Origin of the sequence: Pseudomonas caspiana, from assembly GCF_040224095.2 — a bacterium.
GTDB lineage: Bacteria > Pseudomonadota > Gammaproteobacteria > Pseudomonadales > Pseudomonadaceae > Aquipseudomonas > Aquipseudomonas caspiana.
Genome location: NZ_CP167995.1, coordinates 2843803 through 2868602, shown reverse-complemented (window position 1 = coordinate 2868602; position 24800 = coordinate 2843803). Strand labels below are relative to the sequence as shown.

Sequence of the window (24800 nt, the reverse complement as noted above, 5' to 3'; positions counted from 1 at the left end):
GTAGTGCGAGACAGTTCAGCATGAGAAACGCAGAGCGCGAACCTCACGCAGCTCTACTACTTCCAGAGACCAATCTTGGTCAGTACTTCCTGAAAGTTCGCCCGGGTGATCAGTGTCACGTCATCCATCGCGGTGTATTTAGGAGGCTCTTCGCCGGTGGTCACCCACTTGTACATCTGCAGCGCGGTGTTGTAGCCCTCTTTATCCGGGCTTGGCAGCATCGAGCCGAAGAAGCCGCTTTCCTTCTTCTTCAATTCATCGATGGCGTCAGTGCCGTTGATACCGATACCGATCACGTTCGCAGGCTTGAAGCCCGCGCCGGCCGTTGCACGTACACCACCCAGAACGGTGTTGTCGTTCATACCGCCGATGATCAGGTTCTTCGCTGCGGCAGGCAGTTTGGGCAATGCCGAGTTGGTGGAATCCATACTGCCGGGTACGTCGAGGGTCTTTTGCGCTGTGAAGAGGATATGGTCTTCCGGGAGGCCTGCTTTCTTCAGTGCATCTACCGAACCATCGGTGCGCTTCTTGCCGGTATCCAGCTCGTTATAGGTGTTGATAATCGCGTAGGTTTCTTTCCAGTCCCAGTTACGATTCTTCGCCTCGGCGACCATGGCTTCGCCCTGTTTCTGGCCGACTTCGAACGCGGCCATGCCCAGGTACGGGACGTCTTCCATGAACTTGCCACTGGAGTCGACAAATCGATCATCCACGGCCATGACTTTCAAGCCGTTGGCTTTGGCCTTGGCAACAATGGCAGGGCCAAGCGATACATCGGGCGGGCAGATGACGAAGCCTTTGGCACCGTTGGCGGCCAGGCTATCGATAGCGGAAAGGGTTTTTTCACCGTCAGGGACGGCAATTTTGATCACTTCAAAACCATGGTCCTTGCCAGCTTTCTCAGCAAAGGCCCATTCGGTTTGAAACCATGGCTCTTCAGCCTGTTTGACGAGGAAGCCGATTTTGACAGGCTGGTCGGTAGAGCCAGCAGCAGAAACTCCACCCGACAAACCCAGCACAGCAGTAGCAACAGCGGCACAGCAAAGGGAACGGATCCCATGACGACTCAACATAGCTAACTCCTTATTTTTATTGAATAGCTACAGCGTCCAGCGATGAGTTGTGTTGAGGTCATCCGAACCCGAAGGCAATCTGGATCGACATCAAAACAAGAACAAAACAGTCATATCATATTATCAATGACCGGAATGTAACCTAGTGTCACGCCTGCTAAAGCACCGACATGGAACGCTCCTTTTCGAGAAATGAAACAAGTCTTTTGATAACCGCCGTCAGCCCGCGAAACGCGTCGACGACAGGCCCTGTATGCCAACATCGGCCGCCAATAGCGCGCCGTCGAATTGCCCGTGAGCATCGCCCGGTGCCGCGCTGGTGACATACAGCGTGGTCATGTCCGGGCCGCCAAACACGCAACTGGTGGGATGACTGACCGGCAGTTCGACGATCCGCTCAACACTCCCGTCCGGCGCAAAGCGGATCAGGCAGTTGCCGCCCCAACGGGCATTCCATACATAGCCTTCAACATCCATCGCCGAGCCGTCCGGCACGCCGCGAGCGTGCTCGGACGCCCACATCGAGCGCGATCCAAGTTTTCCATCGGCAAGAATCGGGTAGCGATAGATCACACCATCAAGACTGTCGGCGCTGTAAAGCTCATCGCCTTTGGCAGTCCACAACAGTGTATTGACGATGCCCTGGCCTTCAAGCAAAGGCGTGACTGAAGTATCGGCATCTACCCGGAACAAGCCGCCGGAACGTCGAGTGATCGGCAAATCGCCGCCCTCCTCGTCGAGATTGTTCTGCATGGAGCCCAGCCACAAGCGGCCTTGCGCATCGCAACGGGCTTCATTGGCGCGATTGCCGGCAACCGGGTCGGCCTTGCACAACAGCGTTAGGTTTGGCGTGTAGCCAGGAGAATCCAGATCAAGACGGTAGACGCCGCTAGCCAGTGTCACCAGCGCGTCGCCCCGGCGGGTGGGGATGAAGGCCGAGACCGGCTCGGGCAAATGCCATTGCTGATACTGCTCTTCGAACAGGCGGCAAGCCAGTCGGGCCGCAATGTCGACCCAGTACAGGGTCTGGGTTTCTGCGTCCCAGAACGAGCCTTCGCCCAGCATGAAACGGTGCGCTGAAACAGGCAGCCATTGCATATGAAAATGTCCTTTGTTCTTGTTTTTTTAGGTGCTTCTTATAGGTGCTTCAGGGTGTTCGTTTATCAGTGCAACGTTAGTCGGTGAAGCTGTTTGATGCCAAAGCCTGACGGGCAAACGATTCGGCAATCACCCCGGCGGCCTGCTCGATCAAGGTCATACAGGCCCAGACGCCACGTGCTGCATCACGACTGGCAATCGCGTCGGCGAGGTCCTTGTGCAGTGGCAAGGTTTTACCCAACTCACCTGGCACCGCCGACGACACCTCGAACGACACCGCCAACAAGGCACCCAGCGCAGGCAACATCTGCTCGATGAAGCGGTTATGGCTGGCCGCCAGAACTGCTTCATGAAAGCGCCGGTCGGCCAGGTTGTAATCACCCATGTCCGCTACCGATTCTGCCAATGCCGCATACGCCAACTGAATCTCGCTGATCTGCTCGGCGCTGGCCCGCTCGCACGCCCAACGCACCGCCATGGGCTCGATGGTCCTGCGCAAATCCAGCAAATCCTTCACAAAATCTTCTGGCAATCCTTTGCGTGCCAGCCAACTCACAACCTGAGGATCGAACAGATTCCAGTTACGCAACGGTAAAACCCGGGTGCCCACCTTGGGCCCTACTTCCAGCAGTCCCTTGGCGACCAGTGTCTTGATCGCTTCGCGGATCACCGTCCGGCTAACACCCAACTCTTCAGCCAACACCCCTTCGACTTTCAACACCTGACCCGGCAGCACGTTGCCCGCCGCGATCCACGCCCCCAGCCAATCGACTGTGGACGCATGAAAATTATTGCTCATGTGCTGCGCCTCACTACGCGGTCACTTCCGCGATTCGAGGCTAATCATCACATGATTGGCTGTCAAACCTGCCTATGGTGTTGCTTGTAGGAGCTGCCGAAGGCTGCGATGGCTCTAATACTGGTGAAACACCAAATCGCAGCCTCCGGCAGCTCCTACAGAATCGATGCGACCATCAAATAGTATTACGATTAAATTTTCAAGTGGCGTTTTATCGGCTATAAATCCTGATAACTCGCTTTTATAGGATGAATAGTCAGACCAATAAACGTAATGAGTAAGAACCCGGTCCGCATCGAAGGTTCGGTGCAGCCCACCACAACAACAAAAAAGGTACATTCAATGAAACCCTCTTCACTGCTCAGCAGCTTCGGACTGTCCTTGATGATCGCTACCCTCACGGCCAACGCGGCCAGCCTTACCAATGAACACAGCGCCTTTGGCAAGACAGCCGATGGCACTGCCGTCGAGAAATACACCCTGCGCAACAGCCACGGCGTGGAAGCCAACATCATTACCTACGGCGCGACCCTGCAATCGCTGCTCCTGCCGGACAAGAACGGCAAGGTTGAGGATGTGGTGCTCGGGTTCGATGATGTGAAAGGTTATCAGGACAATGGCACCGTCTATTTCGGCGCAACCATTGGCCGTTTCGGCAACCGTTTGGCCGATGGCAAATTCAGCCTGGATGGCAAGACCTATCAGGTGCCGCAAAACGACAAGACCAATGCCCTGCACGGTGGCACCCAAGGTTTTGACAAGCGGGTATGGAAAGCCGAACCCAGCAATGCAGACGGCTCGGTGGGCGTCAAACTCACCTATGTGTCACCGGATGGCGAGATGGGTTTCCCCGGCGAGCTGAAAACCGAGGTGACCTACAGCCTCAATGAGAAAAACGAGCTGCGCATTCACTACAACGCCACCACCAACAAGCCCACCGTGCTGAACCTGACCAACCACAGCTACTTCAATCTGGCGGGCGCGGGTAACGGTGATGTACTCAAGCAAGTCGCTACCCTGCACGCTTCGCATTACACGCCGGTCAACGAGAAGCTGATCCCCACCGGCGAACTGCCTGCGGTCAAAGGCACGCCCATGGATTTCCTGACGCCTACGGCCATCGGCAAGAACATCAAGGCGGACCATCAGCAATTGAAATATGCCGAGCCGAAACAAGGCGGGTTTGACTTCAACTGGGTGCTGGACACTAAAGGCGACGTCAGCAAACTGGCTGCCGAAGTCAGCGACCCGCAATCCGGTCGACGCCTCCAGTTGTTCACCAGCGAGCCTGGCGTGCAGCTGTATACCGGCAACTTCCTGGACGGCAGCATCCATGGCAAAGGCGGCAAGGTCTACCCGCACTGGGGCGCCTTTACTCTGGAAACCCAGCACTACCCGGACGCGCCGAACCAGCCGAAATTCCAGAGCACCCGGCTGGATCCGGGCAAGGCGTATACCCAGACCACCGTGTTTAAGTTTTCAGCACACTAAACACGCAGGAGACCGCCCAGACGGTAGGTTTGTAGGAGCGCACGAGCAGCGCGAGGCCGCGATGGCGGTCTGTCTGATCCAGCGCTATCGCTGCCTCGCGTTGCTCGTGAGCTCCTACATAAAATCATTCCAAATCGGGCAGTTATATTTTTGGTAAAAGCCGAGGGTTACTTGCCTTTCATCGCCGCGACCAACTGATCAACGTTGTACCTGAACATCTGCACATAGCTGGCCGCTGGCCCATTGGCTGGCGATAGCGCTTCCACATACAACTCGCCACCCGGCTTGGCACCGCTGGCATCGGCGATCTGTTTCACCAGGCGCGGATCACCGGAGTTCTCGAAGAAGTACGCACTGACATGCTCCGCCTTGATCTGCCGGATCAGCTTGCCCACATCCGCTGCCGAAGCTTCAGACTCGGTGGAGAAGCCCAGTGGCGAAAGGAACGTGACGCCATACGCATCGCCGAAGTAGCCAAAGGCATCATGTGAGGTCAGCACTTTGCGCTGCGCCACCGGGATCGACTGGATTTGCGTCCGTGCGTAGCTGTCCAGCGCTTTAAGCTGCTCGGTGTAGCGTTCGCCATTGGCCTGATAAACGCTGGCACCCGCGGGATCGGCCTTTTCCAGCGCGGCAACGATATTGCGCACGTAAATCACCGCGTTGGCGGCGCTGTTCCAGGCGTGTGGGTCGGTGATGCGCTGGCCGTCCTCTTCCATGCTGCGGGTCTTGATCCCGTTGGACAGCACCACTGGTTCGCCTTTGTAGCCTGATGCCTTGATCAGCCGATCCATCCAGCCTTCCAGATGCAAGCCGCTGACAAACGCCAGATCAGCTTTCTTTAGCGCCTGAGCGTCGGCCGGGCTGGGCTCATAGACATGCGGATCACCATTGGGGCCGATCAGCGAAGTGACATGCACCCGCTCGCCGCCGACGTTCTGCACCATGTCGGCAATAACTGTAAATGACGCGACAGCTTCCAGCGGTTTGGCCTGGGCCAGAACACTGAACGCGGACAGCACAAGGGCTGCCATCGAACTCAACAGCATTGATCGCTTCATGACGTTCCTCTTGAAATCAGTGGGTCAGGTGGGATTGGGGAAACAGGCCGCGCAGGATGCCCGTGCGGCCGAACAACAGAGAAAAGCCATAGAAAGCGCTGGCGGTCAGGACGATGGCGGGTCCGGAGGCGACGCTCATGTGGTAGGAAATAATCAGTCCGATCAGCCCTGACAATGTCGCTACCAGCGTCGAAATGGCCACCAGTGCGCTCAATGAAGTAGCCCAGAAGCGCGCCGCCGTCGCCGGTAGCATCATCATGCCGACCGCCATCAAGGTGCCCAGCGCCTGAAAGCCCGCCACCAGATTGAGCACCACCAACAGCAGAAAAAGTACGTGATACAGCGAGCCACGCCCGCCGACGGCCCGCAGGAATCCGGGGTCAAAACACTCCAGGACCAGCGGCCGATAAATCAGTGCCAAGAGGATCACAGTGAAAGAAGCGATGCCGCCAACCATGTAGATCGCATCGGCATCGATGGCGAGAATGGTGCCAAACAGCACATGTAACAGGTCCACATTGGAGCCGTGCAGAGAAACGATCATTACTCCGGCTGCCAGCGAGGTCAGGTAGAAACTGGCGAAACTGGCGTCCTCACGCAGGGCGGTCAAACGGCTGACCAGCCCCGACAGCAGCGCGACCGCCAGACCGGCGATCAAGCCGCCAATGCCCATGGCAGGCAGCGACAAACCGAAAAACAGAAAGCCCAATGCGGCACCTGGCAACACCGCATGACTCATGGCATCGCCCACCAGACTCATGCGCCGCAGCATCAACAAAACGCCCACCGGCCCCGAGCCAATCCCCAGCGCCAGACACGCCACCAGAGCACGGCGCATGAAGCCGAACTCGATGAAGGGTTTGATGAGCAAGGTGTAGAGGGTCATGAGAATGCCCTCAAAATCCTGAATGAAATCCGATTCCTTGTAGGAGTGAGCTTGCTCGCGATGCGGTACATCGGCCAACAGGTGAGCGTCTGACCTGACGCCATCGCGAGCAAGCTCACTCCTACAGAACCTGGCACTCCCAAATACATCATTGAGCCTGCTCCCCACACAACTCCGCATCTGCACTCCAGAACTCGGCCATGTTGCGTGCCTTGCGCAGGTTTTCGACGTTGAGCACGTCTGCAGTGGCGCCCCAGGCGATCGCTTCTCGGGCCATCAACAGGGTTTGCGGAAAGTGCTGACGCACCTGATCGATGTCATGCAGCACTGCGATGACGGTTCTGCCCTGTCCGTGCCAGACACGCACCAGCTCCAGCAGATCGCGGGTGGTGCGTGCGTCAATCGCGGTGAAAGGTTCGTCGAGCAGGATAACGGCCGCATCCTGCAGCAACAGCCGGGCGAACAGCACCCGCTGAAACTGTCCGGAAGACAGCGAACCAATGCTACGAGACTCAAAGCCTTCCAACCCCACCGCTTGCAGTGAATCCTGCGTGCGCTTCGCCAGGTCGCGCGTCAAGCCACGGAACGCGCCGATGCTGCGCCACGCGCCCATCGCCACGGTGTCCGCCACGCTCAATGGAAAGCTGCGGTCGATCTCTGCTGCTTGAGGCAAATAGCCCAGGGTTTTGGTCGCCAGATTGCCGCGCTCCACCCGCCCTGACGCCGGCTTCATGGTGCCCGCGATAGCTTTGATCAGGGTTGATTTGCCCGCGCCGTTAGGTCCAACGATCGCCGTAAGACTACCCGCTTCGAAACAGCCATTGATGTGATGCACCGCAGGCCGACGTTCGTAGGCGACGGTCAGGTTCTTGAGGGAAATGGCGGCGCTCATGGAATGGCCACCGCCCAGATGATGGCCAACCACAGTAAAACCAGCATGCCCAGAGCGAGCACGACTCGCTTCCATGCCGATTGAGTGAGAACCGAACCGGCGATGGAAGGAACACGGGGTGCTTTCATGAATCAGTAACCTGCAACGATTCGTTACAGTATTACATATCAGAAAATCTAAATGTTATGAAATAACATTTATGTTCACCATGTACCGATTGCGACAAAGCCTTTTTGCAGATCTTCGATCAACGCCGCCACATCCTCCAGACCGATGTGCAAACGCAGCACCGGGTTCAGCGCCTTATCCGCCAGATTCTCCCGATCACTCAAATCGGCAACTGTGATCAAGCTCTCGTAACCGCCCCACGACGCACCCAGTCCAAACAGACTCAAGGCGCCGATAAAAAGGTCCAGTTGAGCAGGATCGGCATTCACCAGTTCGAACGACAACAAACCGTTGCTGCCACTGAAGTCGCGCTTGAACACCGCGTGATCCGGATGCTCCACCAGCGCCGGATGGAAGACCCTTTTGACCAGAGGTTGCGCCTGTAGCCAATGGGCAATTTCCAGTGCCTGACGCTCATGCACATCCAGCCGCGAGGCCAGCGTCCGGGCGCCGCGCAATACCAGATAAGCATCGTCAGGGCTGACGGTGTTGCCGAAGGTTTCGCTCATTCGCCCCAAAGCTGGCCACACCTCCTTGCGCGTGCAAACGCTGCCCATCACCACGTCGCTATGGCCGCAAATGTACTTGGTCAACGCCATGATCGAGATGTCGGCACCCAGCGTCAGCGGCCGATACAGGTAGCCCGAACCCCAGGTGTTATCGACGGCCAGCAGAATGCCCCGTGGTTTGCACAGTGCTGCGATGGCAGGCAGATCACAGAGTTCGTAGAGCAACGAACCCGGCACCTCGGCGTAGACCATTTTGGTATTGGCTTGCAGCAGCCCTTCCAGCCCGCGTCCATCGGCCGGGAAATAACCGACCTCGATACCGAACGGGGCAAGAAACTCTTTCGCCAGTCTGCGCACCGGGCCATAGACCGCGTCGGTGAGCAGCACATGATCTCCCGGGCGCAGATACGCCAGAAAGGTTTGCGCCGCAGCCGCCAGTCCGGTCGAGAACAGCTTGGTGCGATACCCGCCTTCCAGCTCGGTGACAAAATCTTCCAGGGCAAACCCGGTCGGATTACCCCGCGCGCCGTAGCTCAGAACGCGTTCCGTATCGCGACGCTTACGGATGTCACGCATCTGGCTGAGGCTGTCGAACAGCACGGTGCTCATTCGGGTCACCGGAACATTGACTGCGCGCCCGCCGCTGCCTTTTTCAGTGCGCGCGGCGTGGACCAGCCGTGTCCGCACATCAGAGGTAGAGGACGGGCGCTCAGGCTTTTTTGCGTGCAAAGGCTTCAGACTGTTGATTTCCTGTTCGGTCATTTGCGCCAGCAAGCCTATTTCCCAGGCCAGATACTGACGTGCCGCGTCCTTGTTGCCGGAATGCCGGTCGTGAGTGAAGAACAGGAAGTCGATGCACTGGGCGTCGGCCAGCGCCGTGGAGCTCTCTACCAGCGGCAAGCCCGCTGCTTGCCAGGCTGCAAAGCCGCCCTCCAGCAAACGCACTGTCGCACGTTGCGCTTCAGGTAGTTCAAGAGCCGCCAGTTGCGCGACTTCATGGTTGTCGGCCAGTAAAACCAGCGGTCGTGTTTCATCAGCCACCGCGTTAGCCAACAGTGGGCGAATCGACCAGCGCGAACCTTCGATGTGCGCCTTGCGGAAGCGGGTGCTTGGGCGCAGATCGATCAGGGCAATGGCGTCATCCTTCAAGGCATCAAAGGCGGCCGCCGGTTTGATAATCGGCAACGGTGCAGCCTCCAGGCGCTGAGCGACTGGCAGCGCCAGACCACTGTTGACACCGTCGGCCAGCACGTAAGCCTGATGCCCCAACTGGCGCAGCCAGCCGGCAATAATAGGTGCACGAATGCCATCGGAATCAATCAGCACAACACGCGCATGGCGCACGCCGACGTACAGATCGGTGGACTGAATCAACTGCCCGCCCGGCGTATGTTGCGCGCCCGGCAAGGTCGCTGCGGCAAACTCTTCAGCAGTGCGCACGTCGCACAGGAAAAGACTACGGGTTTTATCTTCTGCCCATCTGGCGACCTGCTCCGCGCTGACGGTTTCGACACCGGTTTTTTGCGCCAATGCATGAGCGGCTTTGCGCTGTTTGCCAAGGGATTCGACCGCCACCTGATCGGGATAACGTCGAGTGCTGCCATGCTCCAGTTGCAGGTCAGCCAGATACCACCCTTGAGTGCCGTTTTCCAAGGCGTAAACCGGATTTTTCACGCCCAGATCGATCAGCGTTTGCGCGCCAATGATGCTGCGGGTGCGACCCGCGCAGTTGACGACAATCGGCGTGGTTTCATCGTTGACCAACGCCGGCAGCCGATAGCCCAGTTCGCCATTGGGGCAGCAAATGGAACCGGGAATGGTCATCTTGCGGTATTCATCGAACGGCCGACCGTCGAGCACCAGCAACGGCTCGCCGCGAGCCTGCCATTGCGCCAGCTCACCAGCGGTGATGTGTGGCGTGTGGCTGGCCTCTTCCACCAGTTCGCCAAATGCCTTGGACGGCACGTGAACCCCGGCAAACAGCTGCAAGCCCGCTGCCTGCCAGCCATTTGCGCCGCCCTGCAGGGTATGTACATGCTGATAACCCAGCGCCGCAAGACGAGCGGCTGCACGTGGGGCCACGTCGCTGCCGGTCTGGTCATAGATCACCAGACGTACGGCAGGATTGGGCGCCAGACGCGGCGCTTCAATTTCCAGTCGGCTATACGGCAGATTCTGCCCGTGGAACAAATGTGCCTCGCCGTATTGGCCGTGCTCACGCACATCAAACAGGGCAATTTCCTGTCCGTCGAAAAGCCACTGCTGCAGTTGTGCTGGAGTGATGGTCTGGCTCATGGAATCTCACAAATTGTTGTATTGACGCAGGGCCTGTGGGAGCTGGGCTTGTGTGCGATAAACGATACTCGGTGCGACTTCCATCCGCGTTTCATGTGTCGCGGGCAAGCACCGCTTCCACAGGTCCCCTGCTCGCTCCAGAGCGGCAGTGGCATCTGAAAAGTTATCGTTGGCGCGCTGCCACAGGCATGCAAACAGAGAAGATCAATCACGCATAAGCCTTGATCGAAGGCTCCATCTGCGAGGCGTTGTAATTCAGCACACGGCCTTCTTCGTTCACGCCAAACCGGCCGTTCAACGACTCCAGCGGACGGCCGTACAAATGGAAATGCAGAGTTGGCGTTTCACCGTCCACACGAATGCCGTGCAGGTCTTCGCCAAGGAAACCGATTGGCGTGCCCGGCTGCACCACGACCTCTTTTTCCAGTTCAAGTCTGGCGTATTCAGGGTTGCTGCCGTCGTCGGTACGGGCCCAGACGTAGTTGATCTCTTGGCCTTGCACAGCAACGATCACGGCCCAGGTCTCATGATTGTGCGGCAAGGTCTTTTTGCCTGGCAGCAGCGAGTTCATGTAAAGCGTTGGCGTATTGCCGTCGTCGTTCAGGCGATAGCGAAAAGCCGTCGAGCCAGCGCCCGGCACCGGTGATGGAAACGTGTCGAAGTTGAACAGGTCATGGCGAGTGGCGAGGCCTTCAAGCAACCCGATGATCTCCTGCAACGCCGCACGGTCTACGCCGCGGTCGTTGATTACACGCACTTGCTGCAAAAGGGTTTCGATGGCTTCGGCACGGTTTTCAATGGTCATAAATACTCCTGGGTTATTTATTGAATTGGAATGCGATCTTCCTGTGGTAGCGGTGCTTGCCCGCAAGCCCAGCTCCCACATGGGAAAGCATTTCAAATCAAAACAGTTGAGGGTCCTCTTACAGCCTCAAACAGAAATGCTGTACCGGCCCAGATTGCCCAGCACATAGGGATCATTCTGTGCTGCCGGACGGCGACCGGAATCACCCAGCGCATGACGCAGAAACTCTTGGGTACGCTCGCTGATCGGCCGCTGGAAAATCTGCTCGGCGCTGCCGTGTTCAACGATCAGACCGTTTTCGGTGAAATACACCACGTCGCTGATTTCTTCGGCAAAGCGCATTTCGTGGGTGACCAGCACGCAGGTCATGCCCTCCTCCGTCAGCTCGCGAATCACGGTCAACACTTCGCCGACCGTTTCCGGGTCCAGCGCGGAAGTCACCTCATCAAACAGGATCAATTCCGGCCGCATCGCCAACGCCCTGGCAATCGCCACCCGCTGTTGCTGACCACCCGACAATTGGCCGGGATAAGCATCCGCCTTGTGTTCCATGCGGACCTTGGCCAGCAGCGCACGAGCCTGTTGCTCAGCCTCGGCTCGGCTGACACCCAGCACCTTGCGCGGGGCAATGACCAGGTTCTCCAGTACCGACAGATGCGGAAACAAGTTGTATTGCTGAAACACAAAGCCAACCCGTTTACGCAGCTCGATGCGGTCGGCTTCGGTGGCCAGCTTGTTGACCTCCGTTGCACCGACCTGGATGGTCCCGCGCTGGGTCTGCAACAGACCGGTGATGCAACGCAGTATGGTCGATTTACCCGAACCCGAAGGCCCGATAATCGACACCGCCTGACCCCGTTGCACCTCCAGATCAATACCTTTGAGGACATGGTTGGTGCCGAACGACAAATGCAGATCGCGCAGGCTGACCAGAGGGCTGGACGCTTTATCAGTAGAAGGCATAACGGCGCTCCAGACGTTGAGTCAAACGGGAAATCGGATAGCAGTAGGCAAAAAACAGTGCCAACAGGCTCAGGTAAATCAGCACCGTGAAACCGGTCTGATTCACGGTATTACTGGCGATCTGTGCGGTGTCGATGACATCGTGGACACCCACCAGCGAAGCCAATGCCGTGCCCATGGTGATCACCGCATAGAGGTTCATCCACGGCGGCAACATTCGCTTGAAGCACTGCGGCAGGATGATCGACGTGAAAATCTGCCAGCGGGTGAACGCCAGTGAGCGTGCTGCTTCCCACTGAGTGCTCGGGATCGAGCCAATCGCACCACGGAAGATCTCCGCGACGTTGGCGCTGGCAGGCAATGCCAGGCCGATGGTGACTTTGACCCAGTCGGGAAACGCTATGTAAGAGCTGCCAATGTGAATCTCGAACGGGAACACGTACGTCGTGAAATAGATCAGCACCAACCACGGCGCATTACGGAAGATCTGCACCCAGATTCGCGCCGGAAGACTCAATATCCAGGCGGGCGACAAGGCCAGCGCACCGATCAAAAGCCCTGCGACAGTACCCAGACCAATCGCCACCAGGCTGATCAGAATGTTCTGCCCGAAGCCCTTGGCCAACGCGGGCGACCATTGCACCAAGGCCATGAACACCGGGCTTTGCGGCGCCGCGAATATCAGCCAGGCCACCACCAGCACCGCCAGAAGGAGCTTGCCCATGTGCCGACGTGGCCAGGCCACCGGCACCGTTGCGGTGGAAGAATCAGTGGCCATAACCAGGCATCCTCAGGCGCGCTTCAAGGGCGCGGCCTACACAATTGACGACGAAGCTCAGCAAGCCAAAGAACGACAGAATCAGGATCATCAACTCCAGCACGTTGTCGCTCTGGGTCCAGATCATGATCGCCGCGTAGGTGATGTCGCCGACGGCAATGGCCGACGCCACAGCGGTCATCTTCACCAGATCAATCAGGTTGTTGATCAGTGACGGCAAGGCAAACCGTAGCGCCAGCGGCAACTGCACATTCCATAGCAACTGACGGCTGCTGAATGCCAGCGAGCTGGCGGCTTCCATGGTGACTGACGGCACTGCCTCGATACCGGCGCGTAATGCCTCGGCATGAAACGCGCCCTTGTGCAGAGAAATCACGATCACCACCCAGGCAAACGGCGTCAGCGGGTTCGCTGCGCCGACCGCCTGAGTCAGCAACATGTTCAGCACCAGAAACGCGCAATAGAGCTGGACGAGCGTCGGCGTGTTACGGGTAACTTCAATGAAGATCCGCGCCGGAGTTGCCAGATAAGCCTTGCCCGAGGTGAGCATTGCCGCCAGCACGACACCCACCAGCAAACTGCCGACAATGGTGAATGCACACAGCAACAGCGTAGTCAGCGCACCGTCCACCATGGATCCGCGCTGATAGGCATCCAGCAAGAAGTTGTAGTTGAGCCCGAACCCGGCGGTCCAGTGCACGAACAGTTCCAGCCAATGACTCATGCCGGGACCTCGCTGTGCAAACGTGCGCAGGCTGCGGCAATGCGCCGTCCAGCTTCGGCAACGCTGGCCGTTGCTGTGGCAATCGACAGGCGGAACCAGGGCGACAGTCCATAGGCGCTTCCTGCAACGCCAGCCACGCCCGACTCAAGCAGCCAGTCGACCACATCGGCGTCGCTATCAATGCGCTGACCGCCCGGACGATAACGGCCGAGCAAACCGGCGCAGCGGACAAACACAAAGAATCCGCCTTGTGGCTCCAGCACCTGTAAGCCATCCACATCGCGCAACGCAGCAACCAATAGATCGCGACGCTGGTGATAAGCCGCGACTTGCTCCGGCAGGAAACCCAGGCCACCTTCAAATGCCGCCAGTGCAGCGGCCTGCCCCACCGACGATGCGCCGGAGGTAGACTGGGACTGGACGACGGTCATGGCAGTAGTCAGTTCTTGCGGACCGGCACCAAAGCCGATGCGCCAGCCGGTCATGGCGTAGGTTTTGGACACCCCACCCACCAGCAGGCAACGCGATTGCAGATCCGGCGCGACGTTGAGCATGTTCAACGCCTGACGGTCATCAAACCGAATGTGCTCATACAGCTCATCAAGCAGGACCAAAACCTGCGGATAGCGGCGCAGGACTTGGGCCAGCGCCAACAGTTCGGCTTCGCTGTACACCGCGCCGCTCGGATTTCCAGGCCCGTTGAGAATCAGCCAGCGAGTGCGCTCAGTGATGTGGCTTTCCAGTTGGGCTGGCGTCAGTTTGCAGCCCTGTTCCAACGGACATTCGATGAACACCGGTTCGCCGCCACTGAAACGTACGCTGTCAGGGAACGACGGCCAGTACGGTACCGGCACCAGCACTTCATCACCGTCATCCAGCGTCGCAGCGAAGGCGTTGTAGATAATCTGTTTGGCACCATTGGCAATCACGATAGAGGGCAGCGTGTAGTCCAGACGGTTTTCCCGTTTGAGTTTGCGCTGCACCGCATGACGCAAGGCTTTTACGCCGGGAGTCGCCGTGTATTTGGTGTCGCCCGCAGCAATTGCCGCATAGGCAGCCTGCTTGATGTGTTCCGGGGTATCGAAATCCGGCTCACCGGTAGTCAGGTCGAGAATATCGACTCCGGCTTCTCGCAAGGCGGTGACGCGGGATTTGGCTGCGGCATTGGCCGACAGCGTGACGCGTTGCACGCGTTTTGACAGACGCACACTCATGGCGCTTCTCCCTGTTCGCCAACCACCAGGACTTTGCCGGGGTTGAGCAGGTTTTTCGGATCCAGCGCCTGCTTGATGCGACGCATCAGGTCCAGCTCTACCGGGCTTTTATAGCGGGTCAGCATCTGTAACTTGCGCTGACCGATGCCGTGCTCGGCGCTGATCGAGCCGCCGAAGGCATGGGCACTGTCATGCACCAGCGCACTTAAAGCGGCGTAATTAGCCATATGCGCTTCAACTGTCGAATCCAGCGGATGGGCCACGTTGTAGTGCAGATTGCCGTCGCCCAGATGGCCGAAAGTGAAGTTGCGCACGCCGGGGAAATGCTTCTGCAACAAGGCATCGGTATGGGCAACGAACTCGACCACACGGGAGATCGGCACCGAGATGTCGTGCTTCATGTTTCGACCGGCGCGTTTCTGCGCGTCACTCATGTTCTCGCGCAGCAACCACAGGGCTTCGCTTTGAGCGAGGCTTTCGGCGATCAACGCGTCGGCCAACAGATCGCGTTCAAACGCAGCGCCCAACACGTCTTCAAACGACTGCCGGGCATGAGTTTCGCTGTGGTTGTCAGACAGCTCCAGCAGTGCGAACCAGGGTTGCGCTGAATTGGAAAAGGGCTTGCGACCTTCCGGGAATTGTTCGCGCAACAGCGCCAGGCAATCCGCCGTCAGTAATTCGAAAGCCGTCAGGCTTGCGCCAAATCCGGCACGAGCGTGGGACAGAAAGCTCACCGCCTGATCCAGCGACTCAAACGCCAGGAACGCCGTTGCCTGCGCTTTGGGCAGAGGAAAAAGCTTCAAGGTCGCAGCGGTGATAATGCCCAGCGTGCCTTCGCTGCCGATGTACAAATCACGCAAGTCGTAGCCGGTGTTGTCTTTACGCAGGCCACGCAAGCCATGCCAGATTTCGCCTTCGGCAGTCACGACTTCCAGACCCAGGGTCAATTCTCGGGTGTTGCCATAACGCAACACCGCAGTGCCGCCTGCGTTGGTGCCCAGGTTGCCGCCGATGGTGCAACTGCCCTCTGCACCCAGGCTGAGCGGAAACAGACGGTCCGCGTCGCGCGCTACGTCCTGCAGGTTTTGCAGGATGCAACCGGCCTCGACGGTGAACGTGTCGTTGTCGGTATCAATGGCACGCACGCGATTCAGACGATCGAGCAGTAACAGCACGGCGTTTCCAGTCTCATCGGGTGTCGCCGCGCCCATCAATCCAGTGTTGCCGCCTTGCACCACAATCGGTGCTTCATGGGTGACACACAAACGCACAACCGCTGCGACCTGTTCGGTGTCGGCCGGATGCACGATAGCCACCACCCGCCCGACATAACTGCCCTGTTTGTCGGTCAGTTGCGGCGCGGCGTGTTCACCGCTTTGCACGTAGCTGGCGCCCAGCAGGTGCTGCAACGCTTCGAACAGGGCTGCACTCATTGCTTGACGGCCAACGGCGCAGCGTTACGGAATTTTTCATGCAGGTCGCGCAAGGCCTGGGAAGGTGCCATGCCGGTGCGCTCACCGACTTCGATCAACCAGCCGCTGCGGTGCCAGTCACGCACAATGGCGTCAAGTCTGGCTTGCACGTCATGTTCGCCCTTGCGAATCCAGATCACCGAGTTGGACGGGATCAGGTCGGTCGGCAAAGGGGTCGAATAATCGGCCCATTCCGCTTCGCTGAGCAGCGCATGCATGGTCGGACTGACGTGCACCGCCGCTACGCAACCGTTGCCGCGCAGGGACAGCAGCGATTCGGACTGACTGCGGAACGCCTTGATCTGCGCACCGTAGGTCTCCTGCAATGGCTTGATGAAGTTGCTGCCCTGGGACACGCACACTGGCTTGCCCTTGAGGTCTTCCCATTTGCTGATGCCCGCACCTTTGCGAATCAGTGCTGCGCCACCCACTTCTTCATAAGGGGTCGGCACGTAATCGAGAATCTCGGCGCGCTCATCGGTGTACTGCATGTTGGCGATCAGCAGATCGACTTTGCCCTGCTGCAGGAACTGCACACGATTGGGTGCAAGTACCGAAACGGTTTCCAGCTCGACGCCCAGTTGTTTGGCGATCCCTTTGGCAAGCTCGACGTTATAGCCAAGATGCTCGCCGGTGGTGGGGTCAATGGTGCCGAATGGCGGGCCACTGAGAATCACGCCGATGCTGATCTTGTGACGCTGCTGGATCTTGTCCAGCGTCGCGTCGGCATGGGCCAGCCCGGCACAGAGCACCAGGCCGAGGGCCGTAAGGGTTTTGCGGGTGAAGAAGGTGTTCATGGGTGTTTCCTTGGTAACCGAAGTCGGTCATTTGGAATAGTGCATCCTGTGGGAGCGGTGCTTGCCCGCGATAAACGATAACGCGGTGTCTCTTCCATCCGCGTCTCATGCATCGCGGGCAAGCCTCGCTCCCACAAAGGGTCAACAAATCGAATCGTCAGCCCTTGAACTGTGCATGCAGCTCAACCAGCGCAGGCGATGCCGGGGTGATGTTGTGGCGCTTCTCAGCCTCGATCAGAAAGCCGGTGCGGTGCCAGTCCTTGACGATGGTGTCCAGCTTGGCCTGGGTGTCGGTTTCGCCCTGACGGGTCCAGATCACCGACGGTGCCGGGTTGAGTTCCGGTGAGATGGCGCGGTAGTCCTTCCATTCAGGAATGCCGGCCAACAATGGATTGATCAGGGTGGAGTCATGAACTGCAGCGACGCAGTTGTTGCCGCGCAGCGCCAGCAGCGATTCGGAAGAGCTTTTGAACGCCTTCAGTTCAGCACCGAACTCAGTCAGCGGCTTGACGTAGCTGCTGCCCTGGGAAGTGCACACTGGCTGACCTTTAAGGTCTTGCCAGGTATTGATCTTGCTGTCCTTCAATACCGCTGCCGTGCCGCCAACCCGATAGAAAGGCGTCGGCACCGAACCCAGAATCTGGCCGCGCTCGGCGGTCCATTCCATGTTGGCGATCAACAGGTCGACCTTGCCCTGCTGCAGGAACTGCACACGGTTGGCTGGCAAGACCGGCACCAGCTCCACTTCAGCACCCAGACGGCGACCGATGTCTTCGGCCAGATCGACGTTCAAGCCCTTGGGTTTCTGGCTGGAAGGGTCGATCGAACCGAACGGCCCACCGGAAAGCAGAACCCCGACCACCAGCTTGTGCCGGGCTTCAATCTTGTCCAGCGTGGCATCGGCCTGGGCCATACCGCTAACGGCGAGCGAAACCAAAGCGCCCAGCATGACGGGCATGAAACGAGAAACTGGAGAGCGAGTGGTCGGCATAATCATTCCCTGTTAATGGTCGGCGTACCCCGACCTGATGTGTGGGCATCCTAGGTAGCGCCGACGATTAACGGAAATTCAAATATCAAATATGGTTATAACTTTCTGTATTCCAGATTTAAGCAAAAACGCTATAAGCTCGTAAAACCTGGCGTTCGTGGAGTTTCTCAAAAACACCGAACGACATTACATAAAAATACGTAATGTATTGAGCTGCCTGAATGATATGAACCGAGCCATTCCCCATGCCGAACAACCCGTCCAGCCCAACCCTTGACCTTGAATTGCTGCGCACTTTCATCGCAGTGGTCGATCACCACAGCTTTGCTGAAGCCGGAGCCCGATTGGCACGCACGCAATCCTCCGTGACCCAGCACATGCAGCGTCTGGAACAACAAGTGGGGGTCAGCCTGTTTCAGAAGCAGGGCCGCCAGAAACAGCTCACCGAACCGGGCCGTCAGTTATTGCGTCATGCCCGACAAATGCTGGCGCTCAATGACGAAGCACTCAACTCCCTGCGCAAGGATAGTTTGAGTGGCGTCCTGCGCATCGGCTCGCCTCACGACATCGCCGATACAATCCTGCCGCCGATCCTCAGCCACATCGCCCGTTCGGCACCGCGCCTGCGCCTGGAGATCGACGTTGGCCGCAGCCCGTTCCTGATGGATGATTTGCATCGGGGTAAAGTGGATCTGGTGATTTCCACTCGCGAAGATCCTGACCTTGAAGGCTTCGCTTTACGAACATCGCCGGTGTGGTGGATCTGTTCTGCCGGGTACATTCACGAGCCAGGCGAGCCGCTACCCTTGATCCTGATTGATGAGCCGAGCATATACCGGCGTTATGCGCTGGAAGCGCTGGAGCGCGCAAACATCCCTTGGCGTCAGGCGTATCTCGCATCCAACCTGATCGGTGTCAAGGCCGCCACCCGCGCGGGGCTCGGGGTCACTGCAAGAAGCATGGAGATGCTTGGCCCGGACATGCGCGTGCTAGGTGAAAACGACGGTCTGCCGCGTCTTCCGGACGTCACTTACCATCTATGGATCAGGCCCAACACGGTCAACCCGCTGGCGCGGCGGGCGTATGATCTGATTCGCGGGAGTCAGGGGTTGTAGGGGAAGTTCTGAGGAGTGGCAGAGGTTTTCAAGTGAAGATTTTGCTCATTTAAATTGGAATGGGATCGTATGTGGGAGCGGTGCTTGCCCGCGATACAGGCAACGCAAATCGCGGGCAAGCACCGCTCTCCATGGGATTGCATTCCAACTCACAATATCCATCCATTCCATTTCTCATAACTGATAAAGCCCATTCACCCGACCGCAGGACATTGCCTCGCGCAACCGAACCCTATACTGTACATAAAAACAGTATCGGAGTTTCCCATGCAGCTGATCGACAAGCTCAGCATCCTCGCTGACGCCGCCAAGTACGATGCTTCATGCGCCAGCAGCGGCGCGCCCAAGCGCAGTTCGGAAGGCAAGACCGGCCTTGGTTCGAGTACCGGCATGGGCATTTGCCATAGCTACACGCCCGACGGACGCTGCGTTTCGCTGCTCAAGATCCTGCTAACGAATTTCTGTCTGTACGACTGCCAATACTGCGTGAATCGCCGCTCCAGTGATGTCCCCCGCGCACGCTTCAGCCCCGAGGAAGTGGTCACCCTGACGCTGGACTTCTACCGCCGTAACTGCGTTAGCGGGCTGTTTCTCAGTTCCGGCATCATTCGCTCGTCCGACTACACCATGGAGCAGTTGATCGAGGTGGCGCGACAGCTGCGGGAAGTCCATGAGTTTCGCGGCTATATCCACCTCAAGACCATCCCGGACGCTGACCCGGCGCTGATCGAAATGGCTGGCCGTTACGCTGATCGTCTGAGCGTCAACATCGAACTGCCCACCGATGACGGTTTGAAAACCCTGGCACCAGAAAAAAACGTCGTCACGATCAAGCAGGCGATGCAGACCATCCATACCGGGCAACAGACGATCCTCAACGAGCCGCGCGCGCCACGCTTCGTTCCCGCCGGGCAAAGCACGCAGATGATCGTCGGTGCTGACGAAACCGACGACAGCACTATCCTTGGCAGCGCTGAATCTCTGTACGGCAATTACGGCCTGCGCCGGGTTTATTATTCGGCGTTCAGTCCGATCCCCAACAGCCCGAAAAGTGTTCCCCTGGCCGCCCCGCCATTGATGCGTGAACATCGCCTGTATCAGGCAGATTTCCTGCTGCGTGGTTACGGTTTCAAGGTCAAAGAACTGTTTCAGGGCGCGGGTGATCTGGCGCTGGACATCGATCCAAAACTCGCCTGGGCGCTGAACAACCGCAGTTTGTTTCCAATGGACCTGAACCGTGCCGATGCGTCACAGATTGCGCGAATTCCCGGCATCGGTATCCGCACGACCAATCGTTTGCTGGAGCTACGCCGCCAGCGTCGAATCCGCTACGAAGACCTGACCCGCATGCGTTGCGTGCTGGCCAAGGCCAAGCCGTTCATCATCACGTGTGACTATCACCCGACTCAGGCAGAGAGCAGCAGCGAGTCGCTGCACATGCTGTTGCGCGACCGCCCTGCTCCGCAGCAGATGGGATTGTGGGGATGATTTGCCTGGATTGCGACGACCTGTTCGACACCTGGCGGCAGCAGGCACGCTGGCTGCTCAGCCATGAAGTCGATCCCAGTCAGGTGAGCTGGAAATCCAGTGACGGTAGTGACCTGTTTGGCTCTGATCACAGCTACCCGGAACAACAAGGGCCCTTTCAGGCACGTATTCCGCTGGCATTGCTGCAACTACTGGAAAACGCCGCGCAGTTTCGAGGCGATCAACGCTGGAGCCTGCTGTACGAAGTGCTATGGCGAGTCAGCCATGGGGATCGCACTGCAATGCTGGCGGGCGACAAACTTGGCAGCGAGCTGCATCGACGGATCAAGCAGGTCAGCCGAGAGGCGCATCATCTGCATGCGTTTCTGCGTTTTGTTGCATTGCCCGGCTCTGAATTGCCGGAGCAATACGCGCAGCCGCAGTATGTCGCGTGGCACGAACCCGCCCACGACATCCTCCACAGCGCCAGCCAGCATTTTGTTGGCCGCATGGGTCAGCATCGCTGGATGATTGCCACGCCCAAAGACGGCGTTTATTACGACGGCCAGCAACTAATCCATCAGCGCATCTGCCCGCCTGCCTGGCAACAACTGGCGCGCAACGCTGACGACCCGGGTGGCGAGTTGTGGCTGACCTATTACAGCCACATCTTCAACCCTGCACGGCTGAATCCGAAAGTCATGGAAGGCCATTTTCCAAGTCGTTTCTGGAAAAATCTGCCTGAAGGACCTTTAATTCCAGCGCTGATCAGTGAAGCCAGAACCGGAAAACAGCGCGACGGTCAAGCCAGCCAGATTGCTGCCAGGCCGGGCAAGCGCATCTCTCGTGGCCCGAGCTAGAGAGGCTTCGTGGATAATCAGCAAGGATCAAAGCCGTCACACATCGAGGGCTTCTGTTAATCTGCTGTACACCTCATACACAACGACCTCTTCACGAGAGCGGTCGGCATCAGGACTTATCGAATGGAAGGCATGGGCCTGAGACTGAAGCTGGAAAGAAAGCGACTCGATCTTTCGCAGCGTGATTTGGGGCTGATTGGCGGGGTTGAGGCCAATGCCCAAGGGCTTTACGAAAGAGGCAATCGCTTTCCGAATGCTGAATACCTCAGGGCCGTTGCTAAAGCCGGAGTCGATGTGTTGTTCGTTATAACCGGATCACGGGAACTGCTGGCGATTGACTCCATTTCGGCGGGCGAAACAAAAGTCCTGAGCGAGCTGGACGGCTTGCCATCCGACGTGCAGGAAGACATCAAGCGCCTGATCAGCACGCTTTCCGTAGGGGAAGAGCAAGCCCCTAAGTCCTGATCAAGTCTCAAACCTTGTAAGAGTTCACAAGCACCGCGAGGCAGCGATGGCGTCTTGTCTGATACAACGCCATCGCGGCCTCGCGGTGCTCGTGCGCTCCTACAGATCCAATGTTTGCTTCGAGAAAGCGTAGCTCCAAGTACACCGGGGCGTTTCCAAAAAACCAAACGGTTCAGCAAACCTTTATCAGCAGGCGCAATCGCCAATCTTCGACTACCTTGCAGTGCTGAAAACCTGCTGGGCCGTTGATCCGTGTCTACGGCCTCTCCCACGATCAAGCCGGAGGCTTCATGACAGTTCTACTCGGACATAACTTCATCAACGGCAAGCGCAGTGCGGCTGGTTCGATCAGCTTGCAAAGCCTTGACGCGACCACCGGCGAAGCCTTACCGCTGTCCTTCATGGAAGCAACACGCGATGAAGTCGACGCTGCAGCCCTCGCCGCGTCCGGTGCCTACCACGCCTACCGCACGACCACCGCACAGCAAAGAGCAACCTTTCTCGACGCCATCGCCGATGAGCTTGACGCCCTCGGCGACGAGTTCATCGCGATGGTTTGCCGCGAAACAGCCCTGCCACCTGGCCGTATCCAGGGTGAGCGTGCTCGCACCAGCGGCCAGATGCGTCTTTTCGCCCAACTGTTGCGTCGCGGCGATTTCTACGGCGCGCGGATTGATCGTGCCTTGCCGGATCGGCAACCGCTACCTCGCCCGGATTTGCGGCAATACCATATCGGTCTGGGGCCTGTTGCGGTATTCGGGGCCAGTAATTTCCCGCTGGCCTTTTCCACTGCGGGCGGTGATACCGCCGCGGCTCTGGCGGCGGGATGCCCAGTCGTGTTCAAGGCTCACCCTGGGCATATGGCGACGGCTGAATGGGCAGCACTGGCGATCATCCGTGGCGCAGAAAAGACGAGAATGCCCGCGGGCGTTTTCAACATGATTTATGGCGGTACCGTCGGCGCCTGGCTGGTCCAGCATCCGGCAATCAAAGCCGTCGGCTTCACCGGCTCGCTGGGTGGCGGCCGGGCCTTGTGCGACATGGCCGCTGCACGTTCGGAACCCATCCCGGTGTTTGCCGAAATGTCGAGCATCAACCCGATTCTGGTCTTGCCTGAAGCGCTCAATGTACGCGCCGAAAAAATTGCCGCGGAACTCGCCGCCTCCGTGGTTCAGGGGGGCGGCCAATTCTGTACCAAACCAGGGCTGGTCATCGGTATACGCTCGCCGCAGTTCAGCCACTTTCTCGAAAAGCTTGGCCACCTGCTAAACGCCCACGCGCCACATACCCTGCTCAACGCAGGCGGCCTGTGCAACTTCGCCGATGGCCTGGGACGACTCGCCAGCCATCCGGGTCTGCATCATCGCGCCGGTCAGGTCCAGCAAGGCAATCAGGCCTATCCGCAGTTGTATGAAGCCGATGTGGCGTTGTTGCTCGAAGGCGATGCGTTATTGCAGCACGAGGTTTTCGGGCCGATGCTGGTGGCCGTCACCGTCGAAGACGCTGAGCAGTTGAAACAGGCGGTACTGAGCCTGCAAGGTCAACTGACAGCGACCTTGATTGCCGAACCTGCAGATTTCGAGGCATTCGCTGAACTGGTGCCACTGATGGAGCACAAGGCTGGACGGCTGTTGATCAACGGCTATCCCACTGGCGTTGAAGTCAGCGATGCGATGGTGCATGGCGGGCCGTATCCGGCGACCTCCGACGCCCGCGGCACTTCAGTGGGTACCTTGTCGATCAACCGCTTTCTGCGCCCGATCTGTTTCCAGAATTACCCGGATTTGCTGCTACCTGATGCGCTGAAAAACGCCAATCCACTGGGTTTGATGAGGTTGGTGGATGGTGTCGGGACGCGGGAGGCGTTGAGTTAATCCCGGCAGACAACATGAAATGCTATCCCTGTGGGGCCGAATTGATTCGGGAAGGCGTTATTTCTGGCGGCACCTGAGCCGCAGCCATAACGGTCCCTTCGCGAATGAAATCGCCCCCACCGGGATGTGCGCTTCAGCCTTGTTTCAAGTCCACCGCCCCCTCAATACAAGTCACCGCCTCACCGCCAATCCAGATGTCGTCGTCAATGCGTTGCACATGAACCCGCCCCTGCCTGCCCAGCGCTGTGCCCTGGCTGACCACATAGCTGTCCGGCGCAAGCCCGGCGCTCAGTAACCATTGCGCGATCCCCGCGTTGAGGCTACCGGTTACCGGGTCTTCCGGCATGCCGTCGCCGGGGATAAAAGCTCGAACTTCGAATTGCGCTTCATGGCCGTCGACCAGCGGATCCCAAGGCGCAAAAACGCCAATCACCAGCCCGCCAAGCTGCGCATAATCGGGCTGCAACGCCAGTACACTGGCCCGATCGGCAAGCCTGAGCGCCAACCATCCGGCACCGTTATCAACCCAGCGAGCGTCAAGAATCGCGCCGTCAGCCAGGCCCATTCCGATGCGAATACGCTCCAGCAACTGCGCCTCGACCGGCTCGGAACGCAACAATGCCGGCGCAGTGAACGCCAGTTGCTTGCCCTGACGTCGAATTCGCACAAGACCGATGCCGCACTCCTGAATGATCTCCTCGCCTTTGGGCTGCCCTCCGCTTTCCAGCCATGCATGACAACTGCCCAAGGTCGGGTGTCCGGCGAACGGCAGTTCGTGCTGGGTGGTGAAGATCCGCAGTCGATAATCTGCGTCCGGATGCTCTGGGGCGAGGACGAAGGTGGTTTCGCTCAGGTTGGTCCATTGAGCGAACGCGGCCATGGTTGCGTCGCTGATCTCGTTGGCGTTGAGCACCACCGCCAACGGATTGCCCTTCAGGGCCTGACTACTGAACACATCAACCTGTTTGAACGGAAAACGACTCATCACTGCCTACTCTGCAAA

At 58.4% G+C, this 24800-nt stretch carries 23 protein-coding genes; 6 read left to right on the top strand and 17 right to left on the bottom strand.

The window, feature by feature from the left end; all coding sequences use genetic code 11:
* Positions 1 to 56 precede the first annotated feature (56 nt).
* From ABRP31_RS13150 to ABRP31_RS13140, 3 genes are all read right to left on the bottom strand, one after another.
* Positions 57 to 1073: a substrate-binding domain-containing protein gene (locus ABRP31_RS13150; RefSeq protein ID WP_087273472.1), complete on the bottom strand. Its 1017-nt coding sequence runs from the start codon at positions 1071 to 1073 to the stop codon at positions 57 to 59.
* Between the two features lie 219 nt (positions 1074 to 1292).
* Positions 1293 to 2171, bottom strand: a complete 879-nt coding sequence (locus tag ABRP31_RS13145; protein ID WP_349972005.1) for an SMP-30/gluconolactonase/LRE family protein — start codon at positions 2169 to 2171, stop codon at positions 1293 to 1295.
* A gap of 76 nt (positions 2172 to 2247) precedes the next feature.
* Positions 2248 to 2970: a FadR/GntR family transcriptional regulator gene (locus tag ABRP31_RS13140; RefSeq protein ID WP_349972004.1), complete on the bottom strand. Its 723-nt coding sequence runs from the start codon at positions 2968 to 2970 to the stop codon at positions 2248 to 2250.
* A 342-nt stretch (positions 2971 to 3312) separates the two neighbouring features.
* Here ABRP31_RS13140 and ABRP31_RS13135 point away from each other — a divergent pair, with 342 nt between their 5' ends.
* Positions 3313 to 4461, top strand: coding sequence for an aldose epimerase family protein (locus ABRP31_RS13135; RefSeq protein WP_349972003.1), 1149 nt, complete (start codon positions 3313 to 3315; stop codon positions 4459 to 4461).
* Between the two features lie 167 nt (positions 4462 to 4628).
* On the opposite strand, the gene ABRP31_RS13130 is transcribed toward ABRP31_RS13135, so the two are convergent.
* The 13 genes from ABRP31_RS13130 to ABRP31_RS13070 form a co-directional block, all read right to left on the bottom strand.
* Positions 4629 to 5522, bottom strand: a complete 894-nt coding sequence (locus tag ABRP31_RS13130) for a metal ABC transporter substrate-binding protein (protein ID WP_349972002.1) — start codon at positions 5520 to 5522, stop codon at positions 4629 to 4631.
* A gap of 16 nt (positions 5523 to 5538) precedes the next feature.
* Complete coding sequence (locus ABRP31_RS13125) at positions 5539 to 6408, bottom strand: metal ABC transporter permease (RefSeq protein ID WP_349972000.1); 870 nt, start codon at positions 6406 to 6408, stop codon at positions 5539 to 5541.
* A 148-nt stretch (positions 6409 to 6556) separates the two neighbouring features.
* Positions 6557 to 7300 carry a zinc ABC transporter ATP-binding protein AztA gene (gene aztA, locus ABRP31_RS13120; RefSeq protein WP_349971998.1) on the bottom strand — a complete coding sequence of 248 codons (744 nt, stop codon included), beginning with the start codon at positions 7298 to 7300 and terminating at the stop codon, positions 6557 to 6559.
* Positions 7297 to 7428 carry a hypothetical protein gene (locus tag ABRP31_RS13115; protein ID WP_349971997.1) on the bottom strand — a complete coding sequence of 44 codons (132 nt, stop codon included), beginning with the start codon at positions 7426 to 7428 and terminating at the stop codon, positions 7297 to 7299. The genes aztA and ABRP31_RS13115 overlap by 4 nt, the downstream gene beginning before the upstream one ends.
* Positions 7429 to 7503: 75 nt before the next feature.
* Complete coding sequence (gene metC, locus ABRP31_RS13110; protein WP_349971995.1) at positions 7504 to 10272, bottom strand: cystathionine beta-lyase; 2769 nt, start codon at positions 10270 to 10272, stop codon at positions 7504 to 7506.
* Between the two features lie 208 nt (positions 10273 to 10480).
* Positions 10481 to 11077: a cysteine dioxygenase gene (locus tag ABRP31_RS13105; protein ID WP_087273458.1), complete on the bottom strand. Its 597-nt coding sequence runs from the start codon at positions 11075 to 11077 to the stop codon at positions 10481 to 10483.
* A gap of 126 nt (positions 11078 to 11203) precedes the next feature.
* Positions 11204 to 12040 (bottom strand): amino acid ABC transporter ATP-binding protein, encoded by an 837-nt coding sequence (locus tag ABRP31_RS13100; RefSeq protein WP_087273456.1) that lies wholly within the window; start codon positions 12038 to 12040, stop codon positions 11204 to 11206.
* Positions 12027 to 12818, bottom strand: a complete 792-nt coding sequence (locus ABRP31_RS13095; RefSeq protein ID WP_349971993.1) for an amino acid ABC transporter permease — start codon at positions 12816 to 12818, stop codon at positions 12027 to 12029. Before ABRP31_RS13095 ends, ABRP31_RS13100 begins: the two co-directional genes overlap by 14 nt.
* On the bottom strand, positions 12808 to 13542 hold the full coding sequence (locus ABRP31_RS13090; protein ID WP_087273452.1) for an amino acid ABC transporter permease: 735 nt from the start codon (positions 13540 to 13542) through the stop codon (positions 12808 to 12810). The genes ABRP31_RS13095 and ABRP31_RS13090 overlap by 11 nt, the downstream gene beginning before the upstream one ends.
* Positions 13539 to 14756 carry an aminotransferase class I/II-fold pyridoxal phosphate-dependent enzyme gene (locus ABRP31_RS13085; protein ID WP_349971992.1) on the bottom strand — a complete coding sequence of 406 codons (1218 nt, stop codon included), beginning with the start codon at positions 14754 to 14756 and terminating at the stop codon, positions 13539 to 13541. The genes ABRP31_RS13090 and ABRP31_RS13085 overlap by 4 nt, the downstream gene beginning before the upstream one ends.
* Positions 14753 to 16189: an FAD-binding oxidoreductase gene (locus ABRP31_RS13080; RefSeq protein ID WP_349971991.1), complete on the bottom strand. Its 1437-nt coding sequence runs from the start codon at positions 16187 to 16189 to the stop codon at positions 14753 to 14755. Before ABRP31_RS13080 ends, ABRP31_RS13085 begins: the two co-directional genes overlap by 4 nt.
* The gene (locus tag ABRP31_RS13075) at positions 16186 to 17025 is read right to left on the bottom strand and encodes a transporter substrate-binding domain-containing protein (RefSeq protein ID WP_349971990.1); all 840 of its coding nucleotides are present in this window, start codon (positions 17023 to 17025) and stop codon (positions 16186 to 16188) included. The genes ABRP31_RS13080 and ABRP31_RS13075 overlap by 4 nt, the downstream gene beginning before the upstream one ends.
* Before the next feature lie 157 nt (positions 17026 to 17182).
* A complete protein-coding gene (locus ABRP31_RS13070) occupies positions 17183 to 18016 on the bottom strand; it encodes a transporter substrate-binding domain-containing protein (RefSeq protein WP_349971989.1) in 834 nt (277 codons plus the stop codon).
* A gap of 245 nt (positions 18017 to 18261) precedes the next feature.
* On the opposite strand from ABRP31_RS13070, the gene ABRP31_RS13065 reads away from it, so the two are divergent.
* The 5 genes from ABRP31_RS13065 to ABRP31_RS13045 all read left to right on the top strand — a co-directional run bounded on the left by ABRP31_RS13065 (position 18262) and on the right by ABRP31_RS13045 (position 23797).
* Positions 18262 to 19131: a LysR substrate-binding domain-containing protein gene (locus tag ABRP31_RS13065; RefSeq protein WP_349971987.1), complete on the top strand. Its 870-nt coding sequence runs from the start codon at positions 18262 to 18264 to the stop codon at positions 19129 to 19131.
* Positions 19132 to 19398: 267 nt separating this feature from the next.
* Complete coding sequence (locus ABRP31_RS13060) at positions 19399 to 20619, top strand: putative DNA modification/repair radical SAM protein (RefSeq protein ID WP_349971985.1); 1221 nt, start codon at positions 19399 to 19401, stop codon at positions 20617 to 20619.
* Positions 20616 to 21458, top strand: a complete 843-nt coding sequence (locus ABRP31_RS13055) for a TIGR03915 family putative DNA repair protein (protein ID WP_087273439.1) — start codon at positions 20616 to 20618, stop codon at positions 21456 to 21458. The genes ABRP31_RS13060 and ABRP31_RS13055 overlap by 4 nt, the downstream gene beginning before the upstream one ends.
* A gap of 123 nt (positions 21459 to 21581) precedes the next feature.
* A complete protein-coding gene (locus tag ABRP31_RS13050; RefSeq protein WP_087273436.1) occupies positions 21582 to 21923 on the top strand; it encodes a helix-turn-helix domain-containing protein in 342 nt (113 codons plus the stop codon).
* Between the two features lie 290 nt (positions 21924 to 22213).
* The gene (locus ABRP31_RS13045; RefSeq protein WP_349971983.1) at positions 22214 to 23797 is read left to right on the top strand and encodes an aldehyde dehydrogenase (NADP(+)); all 1584 of its coding nucleotides are present in this window, start codon (positions 22214 to 22216) and stop codon (positions 23795 to 23797) included.
* A 133-nt stretch (positions 23798 to 23930) separates the two neighbouring features.
* Here ABRP31_RS13045 and ABRP31_RS13040 read toward each other — a convergent pair whose 3' ends face one another.
* The gene (locus ABRP31_RS13040; RefSeq protein WP_349971981.1) at positions 23931 to 24782 is read right to left on the bottom strand and encodes a PhzF family phenazine biosynthesis protein; all 852 of its coding nucleotides are present in this window, start codon (positions 24780 to 24782) and stop codon (positions 23931 to 23933) included.
* Between the last annotated feature and the right edge of the window lie 18 nt (positions 24783 to 24800).

Coding starts and splice junctions, on each gene's coding strand:
- ABRP31_RS13150 (WP_087273472.1), bottom strand. CDS start 1,073: ATGTTGAGTCGTCATGGGATCCGTTCCCTTTGCTGTGCCGCTGTTGCT.
- ABRP31_RS13145 (WP_349972005.1), bottom strand. CDS start 2,171: ATGCAATGGCTGCCTGTTTCAGCGCACCGTTTCATGCTGGGCGAAGGC.
- ABRP31_RS13140 (WP_349972004.1), bottom strand. CDS start 2,970: ATGAGCAATAATTTTCATGCGTCCACAGTCGATTGGCTGGGGGCGTGG.
- ABRP31_RS13135 (WP_349972003.1), top strand. CDS start 3,313: ATGAAACCCTCTTCACTGCTCAGCAGCTTCGGACTGTCCTTGATGATC.
- ABRP31_RS13130 (WP_349972002.1), bottom strand. CDS start 5,522: ATGAAGCGATCAATGCTGTTGAGTTCGATGGCAGCCCTTGTGCTGTCC.
- ABRP31_RS13125 (WP_349972000.1), bottom strand. CDS start 6,408: ATGACCCTCTACACCTTGCTCATCAAACCCTTCATCGAGTTCGGCTTC.
- aztA (WP_349971998.1), bottom strand. CDS start 7,300: ATGAGCGCCGCCATTTCCCTCAAGAACCTGACCGTCGCCTACGAACGT.
- ABRP31_RS13115 (WP_349971997.1), bottom strand. CDS start 7,428: ATGAAAGCACCCCGTGTTCCTTCCATCGCCGGTTCGGTTCTCACTCAA.
- metC (WP_349971995.1), bottom strand. CDS start 10,272: ATGAGCCAGACCATCACTCCAGCACAACTGCAGCAGTGGCTTTTCGAC.
- ABRP31_RS13105 (WP_087273458.1), bottom strand. CDS start 11,077: ATGACCATTGAAAACCGTGCCGAAGCCATCGAAACCCTTTTGCAGCAA.
- ABRP31_RS13100 (WP_087273456.1), bottom strand. CDS start 12,040: ATGCCTTCTACTGATAAAGCGTCCAGCCCTCTGGTCAGCCTGCGCGAT.
- ABRP31_RS13095 (WP_349971993.1), bottom strand. CDS start 12,818: ATGGCCACTGATTCTTCCACCGCAACGGTGCCGGTGGCCTGGCCACGT.
- ABRP31_RS13090 (WP_087273452.1), bottom strand. CDS start 13,542: ATGAGTCATTGGCTGGAACTGTTCGTGCACTGGACCGCCGGGTTCGGG.
- ABRP31_RS13085 (WP_349971992.1), bottom strand. CDS start 14,756: ATGAGTGTGCGTCTGTCAAAACGCGTGCAACGCGTCACGCTGTCGGCC.
- ABRP31_RS13080 (WP_349971991.1), bottom strand. CDS start 16,189: ATGAGTGCAGCCCTGTTCGAAGCGTTGCAGCACCTGCTGGGCGCCAGC.
- ABRP31_RS13075 (WP_349971990.1), bottom strand. CDS start 17,025: ATGAACACCTTCTTCACCCGCAAAACCCTTACGGCCCTCGGCCTGGTG.
- ABRP31_RS13070 (WP_349971989.1), bottom strand. CDS start 18,016: ATGCCGACCACTCGCTCTCCAGTTTCTCGTTTCATGCCCGTCATGCTG.
- ABRP31_RS13065 (WP_349971987.1), top strand. CDS start 18,262: ATGCCGAACAACCCGTCCAGCCCAACCCTTGACCTTGAATTGCTGCGC.
- ABRP31_RS13060 (WP_349971985.1), top strand. CDS start 19,399: ATGCAGCTGATCGACAAGCTCAGCATCCTCGCTGACGCCGCCAAGTAC.
- ABRP31_RS13055 (WP_087273439.1), top strand. CDS start 20,616: ATGATTTGCCTGGATTGCGACGACCTGTTCGACACCTGGCGGCAGCAG.
- ABRP31_RS13050 (WP_087273436.1), top strand. CDS start 21,582: ATGGAAGGCATGGGCCTGAGACTGAAGCTGGAAAGAAAGCGACTCGAT.
- ABRP31_RS13045 (WP_349971983.1), top strand. CDS start 22,214: ATGACAGTTCTACTCGGACATAACTTCATCAACGGCAAGCGCAGTGCG.
- ABRP31_RS13040 (WP_349971981.1), bottom strand. CDS start 24,782: ATGAGTCGTTTTCCGTTCAAACAGGTTGATGTGTTCAGTAGTCAGGCC.